Here is a 22043-nt window from a genome sequence, read left to right as displayed (position 1 = left end):
GGGCAAAGGTAATATCAATATTTTTTGTCATGGGACGTTTGAACTCGTTCGGTTGTCGCCGAACATTGGCACATTAGTCGGGGACTCAACCCCGACTGATGCAGGAAGCGGTGTTCCCCCACCTATAGAGGCTATGCTTGACCCATAACGCATCTAAATTATGGATATAGGTATCTAAGATGTTTAAGTACAGTATTTAACTCATTGAGTCCTTTCCATATCACTTGTGCACCAGGTTCACCATCTCCTTTGCGTCCAAGGAATCCGCCAAGTTTGGCCAAATATGATACGGCCTCTTTGATCGTTGGAGCGGTTTTTGGAGGAGTTGAAGTTCGAGTTGCAATACAATACAAGACCTTCCACTCTTCTTCCTCCAGGAATATAGTACACGGAGCCTCCGGATTTTGTCTGGCCATATACGTCATACCTAGGATGCGAACCGATAGAATCGAATACACAAGGATTAATTTTTGTAAGCGTTCTGCTGTCCGGTTTTGCTTTTTTTCGATTTCGCAACCACTTTTTAAAATGTAGTGAAAACGCTCAATTTTCCATCTGTGGATATACCAGCTTACCTTCTCTACGGCCTCGTCCAGATTCGCGATGTTGAAACTGGTAACCAAGTACCACTCAATCGGCTCGATCCCTTCGGGAGGATTTATTTCATGAACATGCACGATCGATAAAGTAACCGTTCCGTGTTTCACAAATTTCTTGGGCGTATTGACAGGAGCTTTTATATTCACCCGGCTATATCGAATTTCAAGTGTGGCTTCGCGTTTGGGCAGATTCCGGCGCGTATCCCTTGGAATTTCAACTACGATATTCCCTGCGGCAAGTAACTGTTTGACTTTATCAAACAGTTTGCAATCATCCGTCGTGACTCGATTCTGGACGACTCGCACTAGAAAATCCTGCTCATTTGCGATAGCATAGTCAAAAAACTCATAGACATCCGCTTCGCGGTCACCAACGTGAACCAATCGGATTTCGTTTGGAACACCGATCTGACTTCTATCCATACTTTTGAGCCATTTGTAACTTTCTTTCTCTTTAATTGGCTTCTGACGTTTTTCTATACGTTTACCGCGATCCTCAGGGTCGCGCGTCCATATAAATTGATCCAATAGTCCAAGTGCAATCCCTTTGGTAGTCACGGCAAGCGTGGAATGTATGATTAACCCTCTTTGAACAGGACCTGCGCCAAAATCCCCCAACCCTTTGGTATTTTTATGGGAGGTATAATTGAGCATGCAGGTATCTTGAACCGATAAAAGGTATAGTGGTCCCCAGAAACTAAACAACTCAGAAGGGACCGATTAAGCTACAATATGAGTATGAGAAAACATTATTCGGCATCATTCAAAGCAGAAGTCGTCTTGGAACTACTCAAAGAAGAAAAAACTATCGCTCAGATTTCATCTGAATACGGTGTGCACGTCACGATGCTCCACCGTTGGAAGAACACTGCCGTAGAGAATATGTCAAGCCTGTTTGAGGACGAAGGCAAGAAGAACGCCACCCTCAAGAAGGAGCATGAAAAAGAAACGTCTGAACTCTATGCGAAAATCGGTCGCTTAACCACGGAGGTTGAGTGGCTTAAAAAAAAATCTGGCATCAAACCGAACTAGAGATGATAGAGTTGCTATGGTCGATCACGATAGTGAGAAACTTTCTATTTCTAGGCAGGCAGAGTTACTCAGCCTGAATCGTTCGAGCCTTTACTACAACCCTGTGAGCGTCTCTGACGAGGAGATCCGTCTCCGGCGACGCATCGACGAGATATACACAGATCGGCCAGTCTCAGGAAGTCGTTACATTACGGCGATCCTGCGGCGAGAGGGCTGGGCCATCAACCGCAAGCGTGTCGTACGCTGCATGAGGGAAATGGGGATTGCCGGTGTGAGCCCTGGTCCGAATCTGAGTAAACGGAACCTGGCCCACAAGATTTATCCCTATCTGCTTAGAGGCGTTAAGGCCAGTCACCCCAATCATGTCTGGTCAATCGACATCACCTATATCCGCCTCAAGCGTGGATGGATGTATCTTGTCGCCGTGATTGACTTGTATTCCCGCTATATTGTGAGTTGGGAGTTGGACCAGACACTGGAGATCGACTTCGTGCTGAAGGCCACTCAGACGGCTTTGGGGCATGCGAAGCCAGAGATTTGGAACAGCGACCAAGGCAGTCATTTCACCAGTCCACAGTACACGGATATACTCAAGCAAGCTGGCGTCCGAATTAGCATGGACGGAAAGAATCGAGCTGTGGATAATATCTTTATTGAAAGATTTTGGCGAACGCTCAAGTACCAGGAAGTATACACAAAAGAATACGCCACACCACGGGAGGCGCGGGAATCAATCAGAAAATTCATATACAAGTACAATCACGAACGGCCACACCAATCGCTCAACTATCACACGCCTGCTGAGATTTACCTGGATGGCATGAAACCTGAGGATCCGATTCCTACTTCTTCTCGGCAAAATACATATTCAGGAAAGGAGATTGCTTAGCAACAAAGGGATGAAAGAAAACGAACAGGGGAAGCCGCTTCGCTCCTCCCCTCTGGCCTACGGCCATTCACCCCTCCCACTCCTCCTAAAAAGAGGATAGGAACAGGGAAAACTGGACTATAGCTTAGAGATTAAAAATTGTTGTCTTGACAAATGGGGCCATCATATTCACTGACCACTTTAGGATTTTCACCTAACTTCAAAAGTAAGGTTGCATGCGTGTGTCGGATGTCATGAATGCGAATTTTTGGTACTTTCGCTGCTTTTGCAATTCGATTAAAAACAGTCGCCAGTTGACGTGGATAGATTGGTTTTCCGTCTTCGCGGCAAAACAATAGTCCATTATCTTCGTAACTTGAACCAATTGCAAGCTTAAATTCATTTTGTTTCGATTTGTATTTCCTAAGTTCTTCACAAACAAACTCATCAATCGAAATTTGGCGTTTTGAACTGCTCGTTTTTGGCTCATGGAATCGAAATCCGTCTTCATCATACACAAGTGTTCTGACCACATTTATTTTTCCTTGGTTCATATCAACATCTTGCCAACGTAAACCTAAGACTTCGCCTCTGCGCATTCCTGTGTTAACCATAACAAGGAATAATGCATAGTATATTACGCTTTCGAATTTGGCAGAATTTAAGAAGTGATTCACTTGCTCCATTGACCATGTAGAATGAATATCTCTTCTTCGCGCTCTAGGAATTTCAATATTTTGTAGTGGGTTTCGAGCAAGCAACTCCCAATCAACTGCCTGATCGAGCGCACTTTTCATAATTGTACAAATATATTCAATGTATCGTGGGGACAATCCCTCGTCAGATAATTTCTATACGAATTCTTGTCCATGTCCTACTTTGATTTCATCTAACTTCATTTTTCCAAGGGCAGGAATAATCCGATGTTCGACGGCTCGTTTATAGTTTTTGAAAGTTGTATCACGAACCTTCTGTTTGGCGATCAGCTCAAGCCAATCGTGTAGGTGTACTTCGAATGTTTTATTACTTGAGTGGACATACGAAATTCGGTTCAGGGAATGTGGATTAGAACTTCATCCCACCAAGACACGAATCGTGTATTGCAAAGATGGACTATAAATGTCAATGATAATATGTACATTTTTGATCGTTTAAGAATGTACATATTTGTTTTCCAATCATTTTTATTTTCCCCCAGCCAATCAGCTTCAATTGGACTGGGGGAAGCTGCTATTGATTAAAAGGGAATGATCCCTAGTTTATTTTCTAAAAGCTCCTTCTCCTTTTTTAACATGGTTATTTCACTTTTTAGCTCATCTATTTCCTCTAATAATCTTGCGATTTTTGTTTGATCATCTATTCCTTCTTCATAGGCTGTGCCTTTCCATCTACACCACTCATTAAATTCATAAAGATCATCTTCACAAACTTGATAGGTTAAATCTTTTGCGGCAGTAGTTTTCAGCCACTCTTCAATCCATTTCTCATCACATTTTATCCCATATGAACGAAAGAACTGTGTTGTTTCCTTTAATCCCAATACTCCCATCTTATCTTTCTCCCCGTTTATTATTCTCATTTTCAAAGTGGTCCTTTAGACGGTAGGAATCTCCGATAATATTTACCACTGTTGCGTGGTGGAGAACACGGTCTAAGATGGCGTTGGCAATTTTGGGGTCTTGAAATATATCTCCCCAAGTTTTAAAACTTGCATTCGTTGTTAATATTGTGAATTTGCACAATAAATCGGCTTAGGATTTGCAAATTATTTAGGTCCCATATCGAAAGATTTTAGGCCCCTTTTTCAGAATAAATTAGCCAATGATTAAAAAATTTGCACGCTTTCGCGGTCTTCTGGCGAGTATTTCATTCCACTATTATCCAATCCATCCTACTTCAACTACACTTTATCCCAATTCCGCTCTTGTTCAAATCGTTCATTCCCTATATACTCGTCTAATACGTGATCAAGTTTGCTTTTTTCCTAACGCGCTATCGCTTGTTGCACCCAGTAGAAAGGCAATAGCATTTAGCTATTGCCTTTCTACTGGGTCTAAGAAGTAATCACTTGTCACTCTTTGTTAATCGACTTTCACTTCGTATTTCTGTTTTGGATGTAAATAAAATCGAGTTTCCCGAAGGTATAACAGCCATTCACAGCCAAGTTCTATTCTACAAGGGATATACTCATAGCCTACCTTAATCTCGAAACAATCGCCGCAGTGAAGGTCGTAAGAATGGTCTATCTTTTGGATTTGCCAGCGTTCCTTGGCAGGACAATAGACGAGGATTCCTGGTTTTTGGGTTCGGGTCATCATGATTCTTTCCTTTCCTGAGAATATTTGGGGATCAGGGTTGTCCCCTTTGACTCGTTCTAAGCCATCCAAGCTATCTCAATGCCAGACCGCACTCCGGGGCGATGATCCGGATGACTTCGGCATCGATCTGTTCTTTTTTGTTTTGGCTGCCATATAATAGGGCGTGCATAGCCAATAAATTAATCAGGCGTGGATATCCATTGGAACAGGCACTAACAGCTTCTATTGCGTCTTCCGTGAAAATCGGATATTTCGCCCCGGCATAGGCAAGGTGATGCTCCATATATCCCTTGACCTCTTCCTTATCCAGCGGCTCGACCTGATGTCGAACCAAAAGCCGCTGGGATAAGGATCTATGTGGGTTTAACGACAGACGGTCCCGTAAGTAAGGCCAGCCGCATATAAGAAGGACAAAAGGATTCTGGGTATCCATGTGAAAATTAAAGAGCAGGCTCAAATCTTGTAAAAAGACATCTTTGGCCATTTGCATCTCGTCAAGGATGAAAACCGGCGTAATCTTTTGTTCGTAGAACAAACGGCTAATCGCCTGTTGGATTTGGCGAAACAGATCCACTTTCCGACTTTGTGGCTGTTCTCCTAGGCCGAAGGCCAATCCACGGTAAAAGTCAGTTACTGTTCCTGTAGACAACGGGAAATAGATGACCTTGTAGAGCGATTGGCCCAAGCCTTCGGCAAATGCACCCAAGGCGTAGGTTTTACCGGCTCCCGGGTCGCCGACAACAAGTGCCATGCCGCGAACCTGCTTCATGTAGGTTAAACATCCCATTGCTTCTTGAAAGGAACGGGAAGTATAGGGCGACATACCTTTGGTTTCCTTGGCAAAAGGGATTTTGGAAAGGGAATAGAATGCCATGATCATTCCCTATCTTCTCCTTTCCTGTCCATCCCTTGCATATCAGCGAAGGAGATGGCGGGTCGTTTTCGTTTTACATGAGCATTATCATGAAAATTCACTTCAGAAGCGCGAGCGACTGGTTTCCCGTCCTCATAGATATGCACGCCTTGTTCATCGTAACGAATCTCGATCTTTTGACCTATAAATCGCTCGGGAACTTCATACAGCTGGTTATTGAGCGAAAACGTTCCGTCATGTTTGACAGTTCGATTCTCCCGTTTAAGAAAGATAGGATCTAATTTGGCAGGGTCGTCGACCATCCGTACTTGATCAATCTGGGACAAGTACACTTCGAGCGGCATTTTTCCATTGAGAGAAGAATGTGGCTTGCGATGGTAGTCTTCCTCCAACCACTTCCAAAACCGTTCATTCAGTTCTTCCAATGAAGAAGCCGGTTTTGCTTTTAACAGCGAATAGAAACGCGTCTTAATCGTTCCGAACAGGCGTTCTATTTTCCCTTTGCTAGCGGCATCATAGGGCTGCGTGTGCAGGAGGTGTATGCCTAATTCTGCACAAGCCAAATGCAGCGTATCGGAACGAAAGATCTTGCCGTTGTCGGTATACAGCATCTTGGGAATGCCTCTGCGAAGCAAAGCTTCTTTCAAGACTGTGCGTAGCCCGTCAAATTTCTCGGATGGGACAAATTGCGCAAATGTGCATAGGCGAGAGCAATCATCGATCACCGCAATTAAATACGTCTTGATTTTTTTGTCGCCTGTACGAAGATATGGCCCATCTGACAGGTCGGTTTGCCAGAGCATATTGACCGTATCATGAGAAAACCGTTTTCGTTCGGGCGAACGCACTATCCCCTTCCCCAGCAATCCCTCCTTTTTCAGTAAGCGATAGATAGAGGTATAAGATACATCCTGCGGTAAAATCTCTCCTTGTTGCACCAATTGGTCATAAAACACCGTCACTGGCATTCCTTGATTTTCTTTACGCAGGGATACCAAGTGCAGCTGTAATTCACCGGATAACGATCGGGATTGTCCTCGATCCGAACGTGCCTGGGGCTTTAACGCGTCAAAACCATTACGGCGATATTGCCTTAGCCAAGCTAAGATTGTCTTGGGTGTAAATTCTTTGGAACCATAGTAAGGGACTTCGTGGGTTTTGGCAGACACCTCAGCCAAATATGTGGCGCGATCCACCTGTTCATTGAGCAAGGGAGCGATGATCCCATAGCGAAAAAGGGCCACGCGTTCCCGGTTTTGTTCATCCATTGGTTAAGTAGCCTCCCATTGTCTAAATTGGAAAGAACTGGCGCGCTTTCTCGTTCTTCCTTTTCGAAGGCTAGCCGGCTAACCATTACGATGCATTATAAAACCCGTACACGGTCCCTGACGAGGAAAAAGGTATGTGGAAACATTATTCTGTTTTGGCCACGGGTGATCCGTGATAAAATGAATGTGCCATAAAGCTGCTAATGTAATGATTGTGCCACTTTCGAATGAAGGTGACTCTGGGGAGAGTTTCAATCATATTCAGAAGCATTATGGCTTTTTCTATGGGATCTTCTGGGAAGATCTGTTTGTTCCCCTCAAGACGAAAGAACATCTCGATGATTTTGCTTTTGGCCATCAACCGTTTCCGGTAAAAACAAACTAACTGGCGGCTAAATAGCAGTACACAATAAGCCCAGAATAGTTGTAAGGTCTGCAAGATGGAAGAGAGCGTGTTCTGAAAGTAGGGAAGCAGAAAATCCGGAAGAATAGCGAATGTTTTGTTACATTTGGGATTCGGACATTTGTAACGGCAAATGGGAATCCGATATTCTGCATCGGTCTCGATCGCGTAGCGGTTATAAAAACCATGGCGTTTTAACTTCTGTTGGGACTTACAAATCGGGCAAGATTCAATCACAGGGAAATTATTGGCCCTGCCGAGCTGAAAATAACAGGGAAGATCAACTGGAAAATGATGGGTAATAATCACTCGAAACACCGCCCTTATAATTTGCAAAAAGTTTAGCAAATTGAGGCGGCATTAAAATAGCGGTAATCTGTTCCAATGTGCAAATGAGCACTTGTTTCCTGCGGAAACAAAGTGCTCATTCACATTAATATGGTACTTTTCTGTTCGTATCTCAAATCAATCAACTGAAAAAACAACTTTGCATCTTCTGCATCAATCGGTAAATAGCCGATTTCATCGATTATAAGCAGTTTGTATTTTGCATAATGTTTTAATCTGTTTTCCAGCCGGTTTTCAAGTTTTGCCTTTTTTAAATTCATGATCAATTCATTACACTTGATAAAATAAGTGCTCGTCCTTTTTTTAGCAGCTGCTATTCCTATAGAAGTTGCTAAATGTGTTTTTCCAACTCCACTTGTTCCTAAAAATACAATATTTTCTTTTTGTTCAATAAACCGTAAGGTGGTAAAATCTAATATCTGCTGTTTATTAATCGATGGCTGAAAATCAAAATCAAAGTCTTTTACTTCCTTAAAATGTGGGAATGCTCCTACCCTAACCATGGATTTCACCATGTTTATTTCTTTCATATCAATCTCATAATCTGTAAGTTTGATTAACGCATCCGTAAATGATAGTTGATTATTTGTCATAAAATCGATCGTGTCATCAAGATGGACCACCATTTGTTTTAACTTTAAATACTCTAAATTTTGGACTAATTTGTTATAACTGCTATTCATTTTTATACACCTCATGAATTGCCTCTAAATTTTTTATCGCCAGTTCTTCTATATTGGTCGAAGAAGGCAGCCCTCTAGCCAAAGCCCCAACGTAATGATCAGGTTTGTAATTGATTTTCAAATGACTAATTGCGTGTTGGACAACTAACTCAGTGTTATAATAGATGTAGATATGGTTATCATATACTTGTAAACTCAGGGTTTGTCCAATGTATCCAGGTGGGACTGAATACTGGTTGGACTTGAAAGTGATCATATTGGATGTATTCACTTTCACAAGTATTTGATCAATTTTATAGAAATCTCTTATTCTTTCATGTGGTAGTGGAGATAAGAGGTTTCTTTCTTTTTTTAATGCTAATATAGGTATTTTTCCTGTTCCTTGGTGGTAACTATGATTGATTCGATCACAAAGTTTTTGTACAAATTGATGGAGTTCCTCATAATCAAATTTTCCTTGATAGGCATGAATTTCATCAATTATCTTCATGGGAGCTTCTACTTTAGCTTTTGTTCTCGGTCTCCCAGCGATGCAAGGCCACACTTCAAATCCCATATCTTTAGCGAATTGATCAAAACGCTCATTTACCTTTCCTTTTTGATACTCGGTTCGAGGTTCGTCCATAACTGTTTTCATATTGTCTGTCACAATCGTTTTGGGAACTCCTCCAAATGCTTCGAAGCTTTCCGTCAGGAATGCGAATAATAGGCTTTGAGATTTGGATATTGATAGATGAAAAGTTCGAAATCTTGAAAAGGCAAGTAAGAGCACGCAAATATTTACATACAAGATCTCGCCATCCTTGGTGATGTATCGAATATTTTCCTTCCAATCCAACTGTGCTTGTTCGGCTGGAGGTGTTTCAAAGCGAACCACTTCAACGTTTGAACTCTTTCTTTTACCTGAATCAAAATAGCTTTGAAATTCTACTTTGTTTAATATGTACTTTCTAAAATTGGATTGACTACAGCTTAATCCATGATTATCTTTTAGATATTGCCATAATACTCGTTTGTAATAAAATATTTGCTTAGACTCTTCCGAAAGTAATAATGCAATAATTTCGTAATAGTCATCTATCTTTGATGACCGTTCCCGAATCCTTTTCGGCTCATAGCCCTTAAGATATTTTTCAATCGTCCTCCGATCCACCCCCATATCACGAGCCAATTTACTTTTATTGATTTTCATCTTCAAGTTCTCCATTAACATGTTTAATTTAGGTAAATCTGAAAGATTATTCATTTCAATATCTGTATTAATATTTATTTGCATATGCATAATATTCACCTCAGAAATATTATGCAGGGTGATCATCAAAACTGTACATACTTAAATGATCACTTTTGTACATTCTTAAAATAGCATTTATATAAGCAAAGAAAGCTATGCGACAGACAATTCGTGATTGGTATGTACAGCTAAAATCTGATAAGACCTTGGAAGACCTGTCGAAAATGTTCAATCCAGTGCTCAGAGGCTGGGTGAATTACTACGGACGCTTTTACAAATCGGAACTGTACTCCGTGTACAGACGCATGAATCGAGCATTGATGGCAAGTATAAAAGATATAGAAAGCGGCGCAAGCGAGCGTTGGACTGGCTTGGCAGGATTGCTCAGAGAGAGCCAACGCTATTCGTGCAGTGGGAGATGGGGTTTCTAAGTTGGGCTGGATAATGGGAGCCGGATGAGCTGAGAGGTTCAAGTCCGGTTCTGAGAGAGCCTTGTGGTGAAATTCCCCAGGGCTACTTACCCATAAAAGTCGGTTCCTTTCCGTCCTTTCGGTTATATTTTTTTTATCGGTCGATCCCACTCAGCAGGAAGGTCGAACAGACCTTTTTCTTGTTTTTCATGCTTCTTCTTATAAAAGGCATAGTGAGCTTCGAAAAACTCTTGTTCACAGGAAGCAAAGACTGCTTTCCGTAGGAAGTTCAGTGATACTTTGGCGAATGGATGTTCAAGAATATATTCGGGAATGAAGGGCTCCTGAAAACAAAAGGAAGATTGAAGGTAGATTACATTTGAATAGGATTTTGGTATAATGATGGTAGTCATGATTTGTCTTTCCTCTCGTAGTGGTTGGGTGGTACCTCCATTTTACCTGAGTAAAATAATCATGGCTTTTCTTTTTTTCCAAAAGTGACAACTTCCCATCACCCATAAATTTACTGTTAATATTTCGTTGGTACAACTTGATAAAATAGAAAAAATGGCCTTAAATCGACTGATTTGGAATTTGAAAAAATAAAAAGATCTCATTCTCCGAGAGGAGAGCGGGATCAATGTCATCTGGCGTATTCTTTATAGGCCAGTATTTTAGAGAACTTAGGAATTTTGTCGGGGGCTCTAAATCTTCTAATTTTTAAATTCGTGTAGGATCGAGGAAAAAGATACATAAAAAGCCGAACCTCCAGGAAGAATCAGCCTTACTCTCTATAATTTATATTAGTGTAGGTTTTTTATCATTTTGTTAAGGTACCGTAAAAATTCTTTTAGGTGACACGTTTCGACACAAAAGTAATATTACTTGTATTATAATTCGTAACTGGATAGAGAATCAGGGTTACCACATAATTCATATTATAAATAGCATATTAAATGAATATATAAGGGGGAAATATGATTAATTAATGGATTTCCCAATATAACGTAAGTAGTGCTTAGATAATTAACTAACGGCAGCCTTTTACGATGCGGGTAGTGATACGGGATATTGAAAACAAAATCTGTCTCGCGTATTCGTCCCGTTCTTGGTAGCACTCTTTTTAAGACTATGTAGGATAAAAGATATGACTTAAAGCACTTTCTGTAGATAAAAGGGGCAATCGTATGAGTATTTTTGGACGGGCTGAACAGTTTCAACGTTGTTGGTCTGAGTTGTCTGATTTGGACCACTATACCATAACAGCTAGGGAGCAAAGTTTCAAATATCTGAACGCCGAGTACATACCTCAAAGATTATCCTCGAAAGATATGGAACATATTTTAAAACATAATAGGGATTTTATTGCTATGGCGACGCAGGACCTTTCATCGGTTTATACCGAGATCGGTATTCCACATCTATTTATGATCACCGATTCGAACGGAACCGCGATTCATTTAATCGGGCAAGCTGAAATTATAGATAAGGCCTGCGGAAACAATGTCAATATGGGAACTTCCTTTGCATTCGAGTATGCGGGAATTAATGGTATCTCTTTGGCGATGCAACTACATTCCACAGTAGTAGTTCAGGGCGTTCAACACACGATGCGGTTTTTTAAAGACTGGAATTGCATATGTTCGCCTGTTCGTACGATTGATGAGGAAATTATCGGATATATAGATTTATCATTTAGCACAGACGTAGATGTGACATTTGCAGTCCCCCTTTTAAAAAAGATGATCGAGAAATTAGAGAGAAAGTTGAAAAAAAGCAGAGAGTCCATAAACAAGGAAGCGGCTTATTTGTTGTTTAAACCCTATAACCTGTCCAATCGGGAAAGAGAAGTGGCTTTTGGATGGCTGCAAAATAAAAGCGTTTTACAAATGGCTCATTTGATGGGGATTACGGAAGGAACTGTACGGAATATGTTGAAAAAAGTGTACGCTAAAACTGGCGTCCGCGATAAAGGGCAGTTTTTTAAGAAATTCCTTACTTGAATATGTTTTATTTGATATTTCATTGAGGGCTTCATCCACGACCAAGTGGGTGAGGTCCTCTTTCGTGTTTGGTCATGTTCGCATCGTAAGCCGTGAAACTATGTTATTTTTACGATATCAAAGAAAATGAGGTGCAACACACTTTTAGATTTAGGTCTTTTAAGACTCTAATCAAGCAATGTCATGGTCAAGCTATTTTTAGCAATAATATCCCATATGGGATATATACACATTTTCGGAAAATTTATATATTAGTAGTGAGAGCAATTACGAATGAAATTTGGATTCTGAAGGCCCCAAATCAATAAATTTACTTGGGTTTTACTACTTGTAAAAATTATTATTAAGGATGTGATGGAATGTCAAAGCGTTTGATTAGTTTTCTTGATACTACACTCAGAGATGGTGAACAAGCTCCTGGTAATGCTATGACTCCGGAACAAAAATTAAAATTAGCTCTGATGCTTGAAGATGCTGGAGTAGATACAATCGAAACAGGATTCCCTGCATCATCGCATGTTGATTTTTTAGCAACCCAGATGATCAGTTCCCGGCTGAAGAAGGCATCATTTGCCACATTTTCTCGCACTCAAGTAAAGGATGTTAAAATCGCTTTGGATGCTGGTGGGCATAGTGATCGGCATCTTGTTATGTTGGTTGCTACTGGTAGTGATCTACATTTAAAAAACAAGCGTCATATCACGCGTGAGGAAGGGCTTGCTGAAATAACTGAAGCAGTAACTTATGCAAAGGAACAGGGTCTTACTAATATCGCTGTAGGAATAGAGGATGCTAGTCGTGCTCAGTATGATTATATTGAAGCTATTACTAGAATATCTATACAGGCGGGTGCAAACCAGATTATTCTTGCTGATACCACTGGATATGCAACCCCCACTTCATTTGGCAATTTAATTCGTTACGTACGTGAGATAGTTGGGCCTAATATTAAAGTTTCGACACATTGCCATAATGATCTTGGTCTTGGTGTTGCAAATGCTTTAGAAGGCATTAAAGCCGGTGCGGACGAGATTCAGGCAACCATTGGTGGAATAGGTGAGCGAGCAGGAAATACTTCACTAGAACAAGTTGCAGCATTTCTTTATTACAAGGGAGACGAATACGAACTAGGTACTACCATCCAACTTGACAAGTTATATAAAATTTATCTTACATTAAGAGATCTCATTAAATTGGAAGAATGCCGTATGCAGCCCTTGTTTGGAAAATATGTTTTTAGTACTGCAGCTGGTATTCACCAGCAAGGAATTTTAAATGATCCTGATACCTATGAATACGTAAAACCTATGGATATAGGTAGAGAAAGACAACTTTTAGTAACCCGTCATTCAGGGAGGACTATAATTCGTCATCTTCTTCAGGAACTAGGTGTATCACCAAGCGATAAAGAAATTAATCATCTATATGAAAAGTTTATAAATCATTCAAGTTCATGTGATGATTTAATTACTTTTACGCAGAAGATTCAGAATGAACTTGAATTTCAAACTTTTGAGGTAGGAGTCTTATGAAGAAGGCATTACTTGTGCTTGATTTAATTAATGATCTTGTTCATGAACATGGAAGTGTAGGAAAAGATGGTTTTTATGAACAGGCACAGGAACGACAAACAGTTACTCATACTGCTCAAGCTATATACCACTGTCGAAAAGTTGGTATTCCAGTAATTTATGTAATTGTTGGTTTTAGCCAAGGATATCCAGAATGGTGTGAACGATCAAAACTGTTTCGTCATGTAAAAAGTAAACAGCAGGTTTTGCTAGGTACGTGGGCAACACAGGTACATGATGCACTCCGACCCTTGCCAAATGAAATTGTCATTACAAAAAACCGTATTGATCCTTTCTATAACACGAATTTAGAAACAATTTTACGTGCAATGGATATTGATACAATTTATTTGTGTGGAGTATCAACAGAATTCGTTGTATTGAGTGCTGTATTAAGCGGACATGACCGAGGTTATGAGGTTAGGCCTCTGTCAGATTGTATTTCATCAAGCGATTCCTATAGTCATGAATGTGCTATGACCGTTATTGAAAAACTTTCGGATATTTATTGCCTTGAACAATTAATTATGGAGGAGGAAGTTTAGCTGTGAAAGCATATCACATTTTTACAGATGGGCAACGTAACGATTTAAGTTCGACACTTTCCAGTGTCGCTACAATCTCACCGTATGTGGAATATTCCATTTTTGAAGACAGAATGATACGTACCATTCAAGATGGCTTAATGCCTGATTACTTTATTACATTATGCGAACATATTCGTGCTGATAGAGCAAATGGCAAACATGTTCATGTTCTGAAGAATTGTCCTATTGATACTGATATTCCAGAATTGAATCACGATGATCCAGTGAATGATAAGTATCGATTGAAGAAAACTTTTCTTGGAGAGGCATTTTTAGGAACATTCGCTTACCTTCTTAATACTCCACTGTTGTCTTATGCATCCCGTAATAATGGGGACTTTTTTACTGATGTAGTGAGTATTAATCGTTTTCGGGGTAAACGTACAGGCTTTACTGATGGTGATTTAATTTTCCACAATGATCGTACTAGTCATCCAGTGAGAGCTGATTATATAACCCTCTTGGGGGTGCGTTGTCCATCAAATGATTTAGTTTATACCACTTATGTTGATGGTCAAGATATCATTAGTAACTTATCACCAGAGCAGATTCGGGTTCTAAGTGAAAAGTGGTATTACACTGAAGTAGATGATTTAACACGAGAAAAGGTAAAAAATTGGGATAAGTCGAGTGTACATGCCATCCTTAAAGATGGAATGATTTGTTTCCAGGATACTCTTACTAAGCCTGTGGCCAATGCACCTCTTGGCGCAGTTGAAGCGTTGCTAGCATTCAAGGATGCCATAATTAAGTCACCTAAAGTTCGTCATCGAATTGAATACGGTGATTTGTTTGTTTTTTCAAATCAATATGGACTTCATAATCGCGAACGCATTGAAGTAAACAATCCTGAAGATGCATCTAAGCGTTGGCTTTTAAAAACCTATACATTCAAAGATCCTGCAGTAGCTGATACGTACGCAAATTATTGGGTTAATGGTATTTATGGCTACGTGAGTGATGAACTACTGGCAATATCCCCCATTAAATAATCAATGCTATAAGGACTTATAAAAAGTTCAAGTGTCTTTAACTATTTTAGTTTAAAAATTTAAGAATGGAAAGGTAGGTTGGTCTTATGAACAATCAATTGCGTAACCTTATACAAGGGTTGCCAGTACTTCTTAAGGAGAATCAATTAGGCATCCTTTCTGAAACAGAAATTGAATTTACATCATTTAGTGCAAAAGCTCGGTCAAAATCAGAAATCCATTGGTTATTTCGTCCTGAGGAAACGGGAGGTTCTGGTGCTGCCCTCGTTCGTTATCAACCGGGGGGACAATCTCCACTTCATGTACATACGGGTTTTGAGCTTGCCTATATTTTTGATGGAGAGATGATCACTAATCAAGGTGTAGTAAAAAAGAATGACCTGATGTTGTTGCCTCCGGGTAGTCAACATAGTTCACGAAGTGAAACTGGTTGCTTGGCGTTAATTATTTGGGAAAAACCTCCTCAAACTATTGAGGCATGAAAGGAGATTCAAATGGAGACAAATTATTCGCCTACATCTAGGTATCGGTGGCTTATATTATCTATTGGTGTTCTTGCACAAATCACTTTTGCTGTAGGATTTGCAGGCATTCCTATTTCTGCAGTGATTATGCGTACTGATTATCATTTTTCCATAAGTCAGTTAGGGTTTGTCCTCGGATCTATGGGGTTGGGTGTTGCGATTTCAGAAATTGTCTGGGGGATATTGACAGATAAACTTGGGGATAAGGTCGTTCTGATTATTGGTCTAGTATCAATGGGAGCTACGTTTTTGATTATCTGTTTTGGTTTTGTACCAAAAGCAGGTATGTTTCCGAATTATTTATCTTTGGGAATACTTTTGATGGTTGCAGGAGCTGTAGGAGGAAGTATCAACTCTTCCTCTGGTCGTGCCGTCATGTCATGGTTTCAGGACAATGAACGAGGTTTTGCGATGAGTATTCGCCAGACGGCTATTCCTGTCGGCGCAGCAATTGGTTCATTATTAATTCCGTATGTAGCTTCAGTCTACGGGTTCGGTCGCGCATTTTTAACTCTTGCCGTTTTAAGCTTTATCGTTTCCATATGTGTATGGTTTTGGCTGGTAGAACTTAAGATATCAAACACTTCTAAAGGGGCATCACATACGGAAGTAAAGTCACCATTTAAACGAATTACAGTATGGAAGGTTGCTCTAGCTGGAGCCGTATTAACTTTTCCTCAGATGTCAGTCCTAACTTTTTCGTCTGTATTTCTTTCTGATAAGCACCATCTAAATCTAGTCACCATTTCTATTATAAATTTTTGTATTAATTTAGGTGGCGGGTGTTTGCGAATTATTACGGGGCGCCTTACGGATAAGCATAAAAATCGACGAAAAGTAATTAGCATTATTGCAATAATTGCTGGAATAGCAGGTATAACGCTTGGTTTGGTATCCGATCAGAATGCGTACGTCGTAGTATCTTTGTTAGTTATCACTGGGCTCGCTGGGAATGCATGGCATGGTATTGGATATACCGAGATTGCTGTGACTGCAGGTGTACGATATGCAGGTAGAGCTTTAGGAATGATGGGGACCACTGTTTTTGCAGTGTCTTTTATCATACCTTATATGATTCCATTCATATTGAGACTATCTTCATGGAATGGAGTATGGATCGTAGTAGGTGTTGCATCTCTAATTGCTTTGCCACTTATGATCGAATTTGTCAAAATACCTACCAATACAGAAGGTGTAAGCAATGGCTAATACTTTACTTGAAAAAATCTGGCAGTCCCATTGTGTGAAGCATTTAGGAGATACTGAGGATTTGATTTATTTTGATATGCATTTGTTGCATGAAATTAATACTCCTCAAGCGTTTGATAGTTTGCGTGCTGATAAACGGATAGTGCGACGGCCAGATTTAACTGTAGCAACCGAAGATCACAACACGCCAACTCGTTCAATTGAAGCACTACAAGGTGATGTGCTACGCAGACAACAGGTTGATTTATTGCGTCATAATTGTTCTGAATTTGGTATCCCTTTATACAAGCTCGGTGAACCTGGTCAAGGTATTACACACGTAATTGCACCTGAGCAGGGGCTTGTGCTTCCTGGTACAACACTAGTCTGCTGTGACTCACACACAACTACGCATGGCGCATTGGCTTTACTTGCGTTTGGTATTGGCACAAGCCAAGTTGAACACGTGTTGGCAACCCAAACTTTAAGATTTCAAAAGTTCAAGTCTATGCGTATCACAGTAGAAAATAGTCTACGAGCAAACATTTCAGCAAAAGATTTGGCACTGTATATTATTCGCCACATAGGTACAGGTGGTGGTATTGGGTATGTCATAGAATATACAGGCAATGCAATTCATTCGCTCAGCATGGAAGCTCGTATGACATTGTGTAACATGTCAGTAGAAGCAGGTGCAAGTGCAGGAATTATAGGTGTTGATGACGTTACCATAGACTATCTACGTAAGATATTCGTATCCAATGGGCGTCCACCTTTAGAGGAAGAAATTGAAAGATGGCGTACTTTTGTAAGCAATTCTGACGCAATTTTTGATAAAGAAATTGTAATTGATGCCGCCGTAGTCAATGAGAACGTTACATGGGGTACAAATCCGTCTCAAAATATCTGTTTCAATGAAAGAATTCCAGATTTCACTGATTATAGTGATACAAGTCAGCAACAGGCAGCTAAGCGTGCTCTCGAATATATGAAACTGAAGCCAGGTCAATCTCTCCAAGACATCTTGATAGATAAAGTATTTATCGGATCTTGTACTAATGGACGCATAGAGGATTTGCGAGTTGTTGCAGGAATCTTGGAGGGGCGATCTGTTTATTTAAATGTGGATATGGTGATCGTTCCTGGCTCCATTAAAGTGCGAGACCAGGCAATTCGTGAAGGACTGGATAAAATATTCAAAGAGGCTGGGGCGGACTTCCGTTCTTTACCGGGTTGTTCAATGTGTTGTGGTCTTAATGAAGATAGTATGAGGGAAGGGCAACGATCTGTCTCGACCAGTAATCGAAATTTTGAGGGACGACAGGGAACAGGTGCAATGACGCATATTGCTTCACCTGCTGTGGCAGCAGCCAGTGCGATCATGGGGCGAATTGCTTGTCCATCAGATTTATAATAATGGAGGAAGGATTAAATGAGCAGAGAACAAATTAGTGGATTCGGTCTTCCTTTGTTGAGAAACAATATTGATACGGATCAGATTATTCCTGCACGCTTTTGCTATCAACCAAAACGTATTGGACATGGTGGATCATTGTTTGGTGATTGGCGTCTAGACCCATCCTTTGTATTAAACGATCCAAGTTACTCTGGTGCTACTATTTTAGTTGCTGGACGTGAATTTGCTACTGGTTCATCACGAGAATATGCGGTTTGGGCGATCAAAGACTATGGTTTTAAAGTTGTTATTGCACAAAGTTTTGGTGATATTTTTTATAAAAATGCAATTATTAACGACCTGCTGCCATTAAAAACGACCGAGCAAGGAATTGAATCATTGTGGAGTATCCTAAGTCGTAATCCTAAAACATTGATTAAAATTGATCTAGAAAATGAAACTATTAGTATTGAAGAATGTAAACTGCCTGCTATTATTGATCAACACTATAAGAGGAAATATATTCTCAATCTAGATGATATTGCCCAAACCCTCGAGGACATTGAGTGTATTAATGAATATGAATCAAGAAATATACACTTAACCACTACTTTACATAAAGGAGTAAGTCTCACTAGTGCTAAATCTAAATAAGATAATGAGTAAATTGCTACGAATTTCCATAATTGGTAGTGGTCCCCGCGGTATGTCAGTACTTGAAAGATTAGTAGCCCGTTTAATTAAATTAGAAAATGGGGAGAAAGTTGAAATTTTCCTAATTGATGATGGACATATAGGTACTGGGAGAATATGGTCTACCGAACAATCTCCTTTTCTTCTCATGAACACCGTAGCTCAAGAAATTTCAGCTTTCTCTGGAATGTGGGACGGTAAGGAAGCTCGTCCTGGTAATGGTCCTTCTTTTGCCCAATGGTGGCAAATGCACCATGATGATTATTCACAATTTGGTGGCTATGCACCTCGTGCATATTATGGGGAATACTTGCTGTACGTTTTATCGGCTATAGAGCGTACTCTTCCGCCTTTTGTTACTTTGCATAAAGTATCAGCTCGCGTAGAAAGCTTGGACGAAATAAATGCATCTCAATTGTTACATCTCTCTAATGATCAAGAACTAGAGGTTGATAGGACAGTTTTAGCAACGGGACATCCGATTAACCGGTTACAAGCCCTTGAAAAAACAATATATGATTTTGCATCTACTACACCTGATGTCACCTTTATCCAGGGAGACTCAGTAGCTGACATGGATTTATCGTCTATTGAGCCGAACCAAAAAGTTGGCATCATCGGTATGGGATTAACCTTTTATGATCTAATGGTTGAACTTACTATAGGGCGCGGGGGGAGGTTCATAAAAAAGGATGATGGTTCAATGATATATTGTCCATCTGGCCGAGAGCCACGTATATACGCAGGGAGTCGTAGTGGAATGCCCGTCCCAGTACGTGGTCGTAATCAGAAGCCGTTTAATTATGAATATCACCCAGTAATCTTTACTCAAGAGCGCGCTTTAAATATCCGTCAACACGGGGATGTATACTTTGATCGTGATGTTTTACCGTTACTAGAAGCTGAAATAACTCTAGTTTATGCTGAGACAAAATTACGCCGTGAAAAGGGTGAATTGGTAGCACAGCTATTACGCGAAAATGTTATTAAATATCATGTAGATTCTGTAGAAGGTGTTAATACACTCGCTTTTATACTTGGACTCTCCTATCCAATAGCCATTAATATCTATCATCTCGCGGATCCCTTTAAAGGATGTATGTTTCCATCTATTGGAGCATTCAACGAGACGTTGTATTCTGTACTTGCAGCTGACTATGCTGAAGCAATGCATGGCAATATTGGTTCTCCAATAAAAGCGGCACTTGATGTGATTCGCAACACGAGATCAGTGATTCGTTCATTTGTTGATTTCGGTGGGCTTAATCCTAATTCACATCAATTTGAGTTCATAAATAAATTTAATCCTGTTAGCGGTTTTCTTTCCGCAGGGCCACCAGCCTTTCGTAGTCTACAGCTTCAAGCTTTGATGAGGGCGAATATTGTAACCGTAGTGGGACCCTCAATTAAGCTTGAACCTTCTAGTACCAATAATTGTATTTATATATCTTCACCGAATGTACATAACTCTGCTGTAGCCCTTAATGTTGTAATTGATGCAAGAATCCCGACAACCGATATTAATCGTGATTGTTCAAATTTGACTCAATCACTTATTAATAATGGTATTTTTATACCATTTGTTAATAAAAATGATGATATTGAATTTGAAACAGGAGGCGTTAATGTTACGCCATCTCCATTTCACCCAATTAGAGCAAATGGAACAATAGCTGACAGGCTATATGTACTTGGCATTCCAACGGAACACACACGTTGGTTTATGCAATCTGGTAGCAGCCGTCCTCATAAATGGATTGATTTCATGATAGATGCAGACGCAATTGCTGCTGATATTCTTCAAGGGAGCGATGAATCAGGTGAATATGATGCCAACTCGGACAAAAACCAGTATTGTGCAATTGCTAGAGCGTTATAATCAGGACCCACGTGTTGACAAACTTAATCTGACTGTGGGTGTTTATACAGATGAGTCTGGCCGTTGCCCTATTCTTGACTCCGTACGAGAGGCTGAATATTTTCGAGTAAAAAACCAGGCCAGCAAAGCATCATTTAATCTTGCTGGTACAATAGAATATCAGCAAGCTGTACGTACTATTCTATTCCCTACTATGATAAATAGAAGGGAAGATAGTAATGTTCAGGTCATACAAACTTTAGGCGCTAGTGGTGCATTACATCTTGTCGGGCGATTGATAAATCACTACTTCCCGACGGCGCGGATATGGTTAAGTTCACCGACATGGGAGAATCATCCTGCTGTCTTGAACAGTCACATGGGTGGCTTTGGATATTATCGTTATCAGCCAGCTAATCAGGAACAATTATGTATGGAAACAATTTTTGAGGATTTACAGTCTGCCAGACCGGGAGACTTTGTATTACTCCATGCCTGCTGTCATAATCCAACAGGTATTGATCCCACTTTGTCGCAGTGGGAGAAATTTGCGGATTTTTGTGCAGAGCGAAAGCTTATTCCATTATTCGATTTTGCTTATCAGGGATTTGCCCATTCACTCCAAAAAGATGCTGAACTATTTATTGCATTTAGGGAACGCCTAGATATGTTTTTAATCTGTAGTTCATTCTCGAAAAATATGGGTATTTACGATGAACGAACCGGAGCATTGACACTCATCTTTAAGGATACAAATAAATTGGAAGATTGGTACAAAACCATAAAAATATTAATTAGAAGTAGCTATTCCATGCCACCAACACATGGCAGCTTTATCGTTAGTCATATTATTAACGATACTCTCCGTTTTGCCCATTGGCAGCAGGAACTTGCAGGTATTCGAAATGATCTTCAACGACGTCGTAGTATTTTATTTTCTGAAATGTCAAAATTTGGAATTATAGATAAGGTTCTTTCTTATCGCCAACAACAAGGGATGTTTCTTTGTCTTAACCTTTCACAGCAAGAGATAGACTCATTGAGAGATAAACAAGGCATATATATTCTTGATAGTGGGCGAATGTGTATTGCAAGCCTCAGCATTGCAAATATGCCAAGATTTTGTGAAGCACTTATGTGCGTTATCTAAGGGTTATTTGCCAATATCCTAGGTTGCCTTTAGGATATTTTCTA

The 22043-nt window shown here is 40.1% G+C and carries 19 protein-coding genes and 3 pseudogenes; 12 read left to right on the top strand and 10 right to left on the bottom strand.

All coding sequences use genetic code 11. The annotated features are described in order from the left end of the window. Positions 1-158: 158 nt before the first annotated feature. On the bottom strand, positions 159-1304 hold the full coding sequence (locus tag LSG31_RS19890) for an IS4 family transposase (RefSeq protein WP_347436770.1): 1146 nt from the start codon (positions 1302-1304) through the stop codon (positions 159-161). 27 nt (positions 1305-1331) lie between these two features. On the opposite strand from LSG31_RS19890, the gene LSG31_RS19885 reads away from it, so the two are divergent. Next, positions 1332-2520 (top strand): IS3 family transposase gene (locus LSG31_RS19885; RefSeq protein WP_347436769.1). Its coding sequence is split into 2 segments (ribosomal slippage): positions 1332-1598 and positions 1600-2520, totalling 1188 coding nucleotides; the frame shifts between segments, so codons are not numbered across the junction. Positions 2521-2687: 167 nt separating this feature from the next. On the opposite strand, the pseudogene LSG31_RS19880 reads toward LSG31_RS19885, so the two are convergent. The 9 genes and pseudogenes from LSG31_RS19880 to istA form a co-directional block, all read right to left on the bottom strand. Beyond that, positions 2688-3560 (bottom strand): annotated as a pseudogene (locus LSG31_RS19880) (tyrosine-type recombinase/integrase); the annotation flags it as partial. Positions 3561-3736: 176 nt separating this feature from the next. After that, on the bottom strand, positions 3737-4048 hold the full coding sequence (locus tag LSG31_RS19875; protein ID WP_347436768.1) for a restriction endonuclease subunit S domain-containing protein: 312 nt from the start codon (positions 4046-4048) through the stop codon (positions 3737-3739). A 1-nt stretch (position 4049) separates the two neighbouring features. Further along, positions 4050-4235: pseudogene (locus LSG31_RS19870) on the bottom strand (ATP-binding protein); the annotation flags it as partial. 345 nt (positions 4236-4580) lie between these two features. After that, positions 4581-4814 (bottom strand): DUF5348 domain-containing protein, encoded by a 234-nt coding sequence (locus LSG31_RS23430; protein WP_430734216.1) that lies wholly within the window; start codon positions 4812-4814, stop codon positions 4581-4583. Between the two features lie 73 nt (positions 4815-4887). Further along, positions 4888-5697: an ExeA family protein gene (locus tag LSG31_RS19865; RefSeq protein WP_347435624.1), complete on the bottom strand. Its 810-nt coding sequence runs from the start codon at positions 5695-5697 to the stop codon at positions 4888-4890. Then, a complete protein-coding gene (locus tag LSG31_RS19860; protein WP_347435625.1) occupies positions 5694-6959 on the bottom strand; it encodes a DDE-type integrase/transposase/recombinase in 1266 nt (421 codons plus the stop codon). The genes LSG31_RS19865 and LSG31_RS19860 overlap by 4 nt, the downstream gene beginning before the upstream one ends. A gap of 145 nt (positions 6960-7104) precedes the next feature. Beyond that, positions 7105-7671 (bottom strand): DUF6431 domain-containing protein, encoded by a 567-nt coding sequence (locus LSG31_RS19855; protein WP_347435626.1) that lies wholly within the window; start codon positions 7669-7671, stop codon positions 7105-7107. Between the two features lie 128 nt (positions 7672-7799). Next, positions 7800-8393: pseudogene (locus tag LSG31_RS19850) on the bottom strand (ATP-binding protein); the annotation flags it as partial. Next, complete coding sequence (istA, locus tag LSG31_RS19845; RefSeq protein ID WP_347436767.1) at positions 8386-9675, bottom strand: IS21 family transposase; 1290 nt, start codon at positions 9673-9675, stop codon at positions 8386-8388. The pseudogene LSG31_RS19850 and the gene istA, both read right to left, overlap by 8 nt. Before the next feature lie 107 nt (positions 9676-9782). On the opposite strand from istA, the gene LSG31_RS19840 reads away from it, so the two are divergent. From LSG31_RS19840 to LSG31_RS19790, 11 genes are all read left to right on the top strand, one after another. Beyond that, positions 9783-10058 (top strand): group II intron maturase-specific domain-containing protein, encoded by a 276-nt coding sequence (locus LSG31_RS19840; protein WP_347436766.1) that lies wholly within the window; start codon positions 9783-9785, stop codon positions 10056-10058. Positions 10059-11407: 1349 nt separating this feature from the next. Next, positions 11408-12040, top strand: coding sequence for a helix-turn-helix transcriptional regulator (locus LSG31_RS19835; RefSeq protein WP_347436765.1), 633 nt, complete (start codon positions 11408-11410; stop codon positions 12038-12040). Between the two features lie 359 nt (positions 12041-12399). Continuing rightward, positions 12400-13572: a LeuA family protein gene (locus LSG31_RS19830; protein ID WP_347436764.1), complete on the top strand. Its 1173-nt coding sequence runs from the start codon at positions 12400-12402 to the stop codon at positions 13570-13572. Continuing rightward, entirely contained in the window at positions 13569-14156 is a 588-nt protein-coding gene (locus LSG31_RS19825; protein WP_347436763.1) for a cysteine hydrolase family protein, read from the top strand. The genes LSG31_RS19830 and LSG31_RS19825 overlap by 4 nt, the downstream gene beginning before the upstream one ends. A 2-nt stretch (positions 14157-14158) precedes the next feature. Next, entirely contained in the window at positions 14159-15190 is a 1032-nt protein-coding gene (locus LSG31_RS19820) for a TauD/TfdA family dioxygenase (RefSeq protein ID WP_347436762.1), read from the top strand. An 86-nt stretch (positions 15191-15276) separates the two neighbouring features. Continuing rightward, the gene (locus tag LSG31_RS19815; RefSeq protein WP_347436761.1) at positions 15277-15672 is read left to right on the top strand and encodes a cupin domain-containing protein; all 396 of its coding nucleotides are present in this window, start codon (positions 15277-15279) and stop codon (positions 15670-15672) included. Between the two features lie 12 nt (positions 15673-15684). Then, complete coding sequence (locus tag LSG31_RS19810) at positions 15685-16923, top strand: MFS transporter (RefSeq protein ID WP_347436760.1); 1239 nt, start codon at positions 15685-15687, stop codon at positions 16921-16923. Further along, positions 16916-18316 carry a 3-isopropylmalate dehydratase large subunit gene (leuC, locus tag LSG31_RS19805; protein ID WP_347436759.1) on the top strand — a complete coding sequence of 467 codons (1401 nt, stop codon included), beginning with the start codon at positions 16916-16918 and terminating at the stop codon, positions 18314-18316. Before LSG31_RS19810 ends, leuC begins: the two co-directional genes overlap by 8 nt. Positions 18317-18334: 18 nt before the next feature. Further along, a complete protein-coding gene (gene leuD, locus LSG31_RS19800; RefSeq protein WP_347436758.1) occupies positions 18335-18952 on the top strand; it encodes a 3-isopropylmalate dehydratase small subunit in 618 nt (205 codons plus the stop codon). A 4-nt stretch (positions 18953-18956) separates the two neighbouring features. Then, positions 18957-20870, top strand: a complete 1914-nt coding sequence (locus LSG31_RS19795; RefSeq protein ID WP_347439571.1) for an FAD/NAD(P)-binding protein — start codon at positions 18957-18959, stop codon at positions 20868-20870. After that, complete coding sequence (locus LSG31_RS19790) at positions 20821-21999, top strand: aromatic amino acid transaminase (RefSeq protein ID WP_347436757.1); 1179 nt, start codon at positions 20821-20823, stop codon at positions 21997-21999. Before LSG31_RS19795 ends, LSG31_RS19790 begins: the two co-directional genes overlap by 50 nt. Positions 22000-22043 lie beyond the last annotated feature (44 nt).

It is taken from the genome of Fodinisporobacter ferrooxydans (assembly GCF_022818495.1).
GTDB classification, from domain to species: Bacteria; Bacillota; Bacilli; order Tumebacillales; family MYW30-H2; genus Fodinisporobacter; species Fodinisporobacter ferrooxydans.
Note: the sequence above shows the minus strand (reverse complement) of the source record. Positions and strands in the feature narration are given on the sequence as shown.

Bases quoted from the DNA above. Each gene is read 5' to 3' on its own strand.
- LSG31_RS19865 (WP_347435624.1), bottom strand. From the start codon at position 5,697: ATGATCATGGCATTCTATTCCCTTTCCAAAATCCCTTTTGCCAAGGAA.
- LSG31_RS19810 (WP_347436760.1), top strand. From the start codon at position 15,685: ATGGAGACAAATTATTCGCCTACATCTAGGTATCGGTGGCTTATATTA.
- LSG31_RS19830 (WP_347436764.1), top strand. From the start codon at position 12,400: ATGTCAAAGCGTTTGATTAGTTTTCTTGATACTACACTCAGAGATGGT.
- LSG31_RS19860 (WP_347435625.1), bottom strand. From the start codon at position 6,959: ATGGATGAACAAAACCGGGAACGCGTGGCCCTTTTTCGCTATGGGATC.
- istA (WP_347436767.1), bottom strand. From the start codon at position 9,675: ATGCATATGCAAATAAATATTAATACAGATATTGAAATGAATAATCTT.
- LSG31_RS19790 (WP_347436757.1), top strand. From the start codon at position 20,821: ATGCCAACTCGGACAAAAACCAGTATTGTGCAATTGCTAGAGCGTTAT.
- LSG31_RS19835 (WP_347436765.1), top strand. From the start codon at position 11,408: ATGGCGACGCAGGACCTTTCATCGGTTTATACCGAGATCGGTATTCCA.
- LSG31_RS19875 (WP_347436768.1), bottom strand. From the start codon at position 4,048: ATGGGAGTATTGGGATTAAAGGAAACAACACAGTTCTTTCGTTCATAT.
- LSG31_RS23430 (WP_430734216.1), bottom strand. From the start codon at position 4,814: ATGACCCGAACCCAAAAACCAGGAATCCTCGTCTATTGTCCTGCCAAG.
- LSG31_RS19825 (WP_347436763.1), top strand. From the start codon at position 13,569: ATGAAGAAGGCATTACTTGTGCTTGATTTAATTAATGATCTTGTTCAT.
- LSG31_RS19795 (WP_347439571.1), top strand. From the start codon at position 18,957: ATGAGTAAATTGCTACGAATTTCCATAATTGGTAGTGGTCCCCGCGGT.
- LSG31_RS19815 (WP_347436761.1), top strand. From the start codon at position 15,277: ATGAACAATCAATTGCGTAACCTTATACAAGGGTTGCCAGTACTTCTT.
- leuC (WP_347436759.1), top strand. From the start codon at position 16,916: ATGGCTAATACTTTACTTGAAAAAATCTGGCAGTCCCATTGTGTGAAG.
- leuD (WP_347436758.1), top strand. From the start codon at position 18,335: ATGAGCAGAGAACAAATTAGTGGATTCGGTCTTCCTTTGTTGAGAAAC.
- LSG31_RS19840 (WP_347436766.1), top strand. From the start codon at position 9,783: ATGCGACAGACAATTCGTGATTGGTATGTACAGCTAAAATCTGATAAG.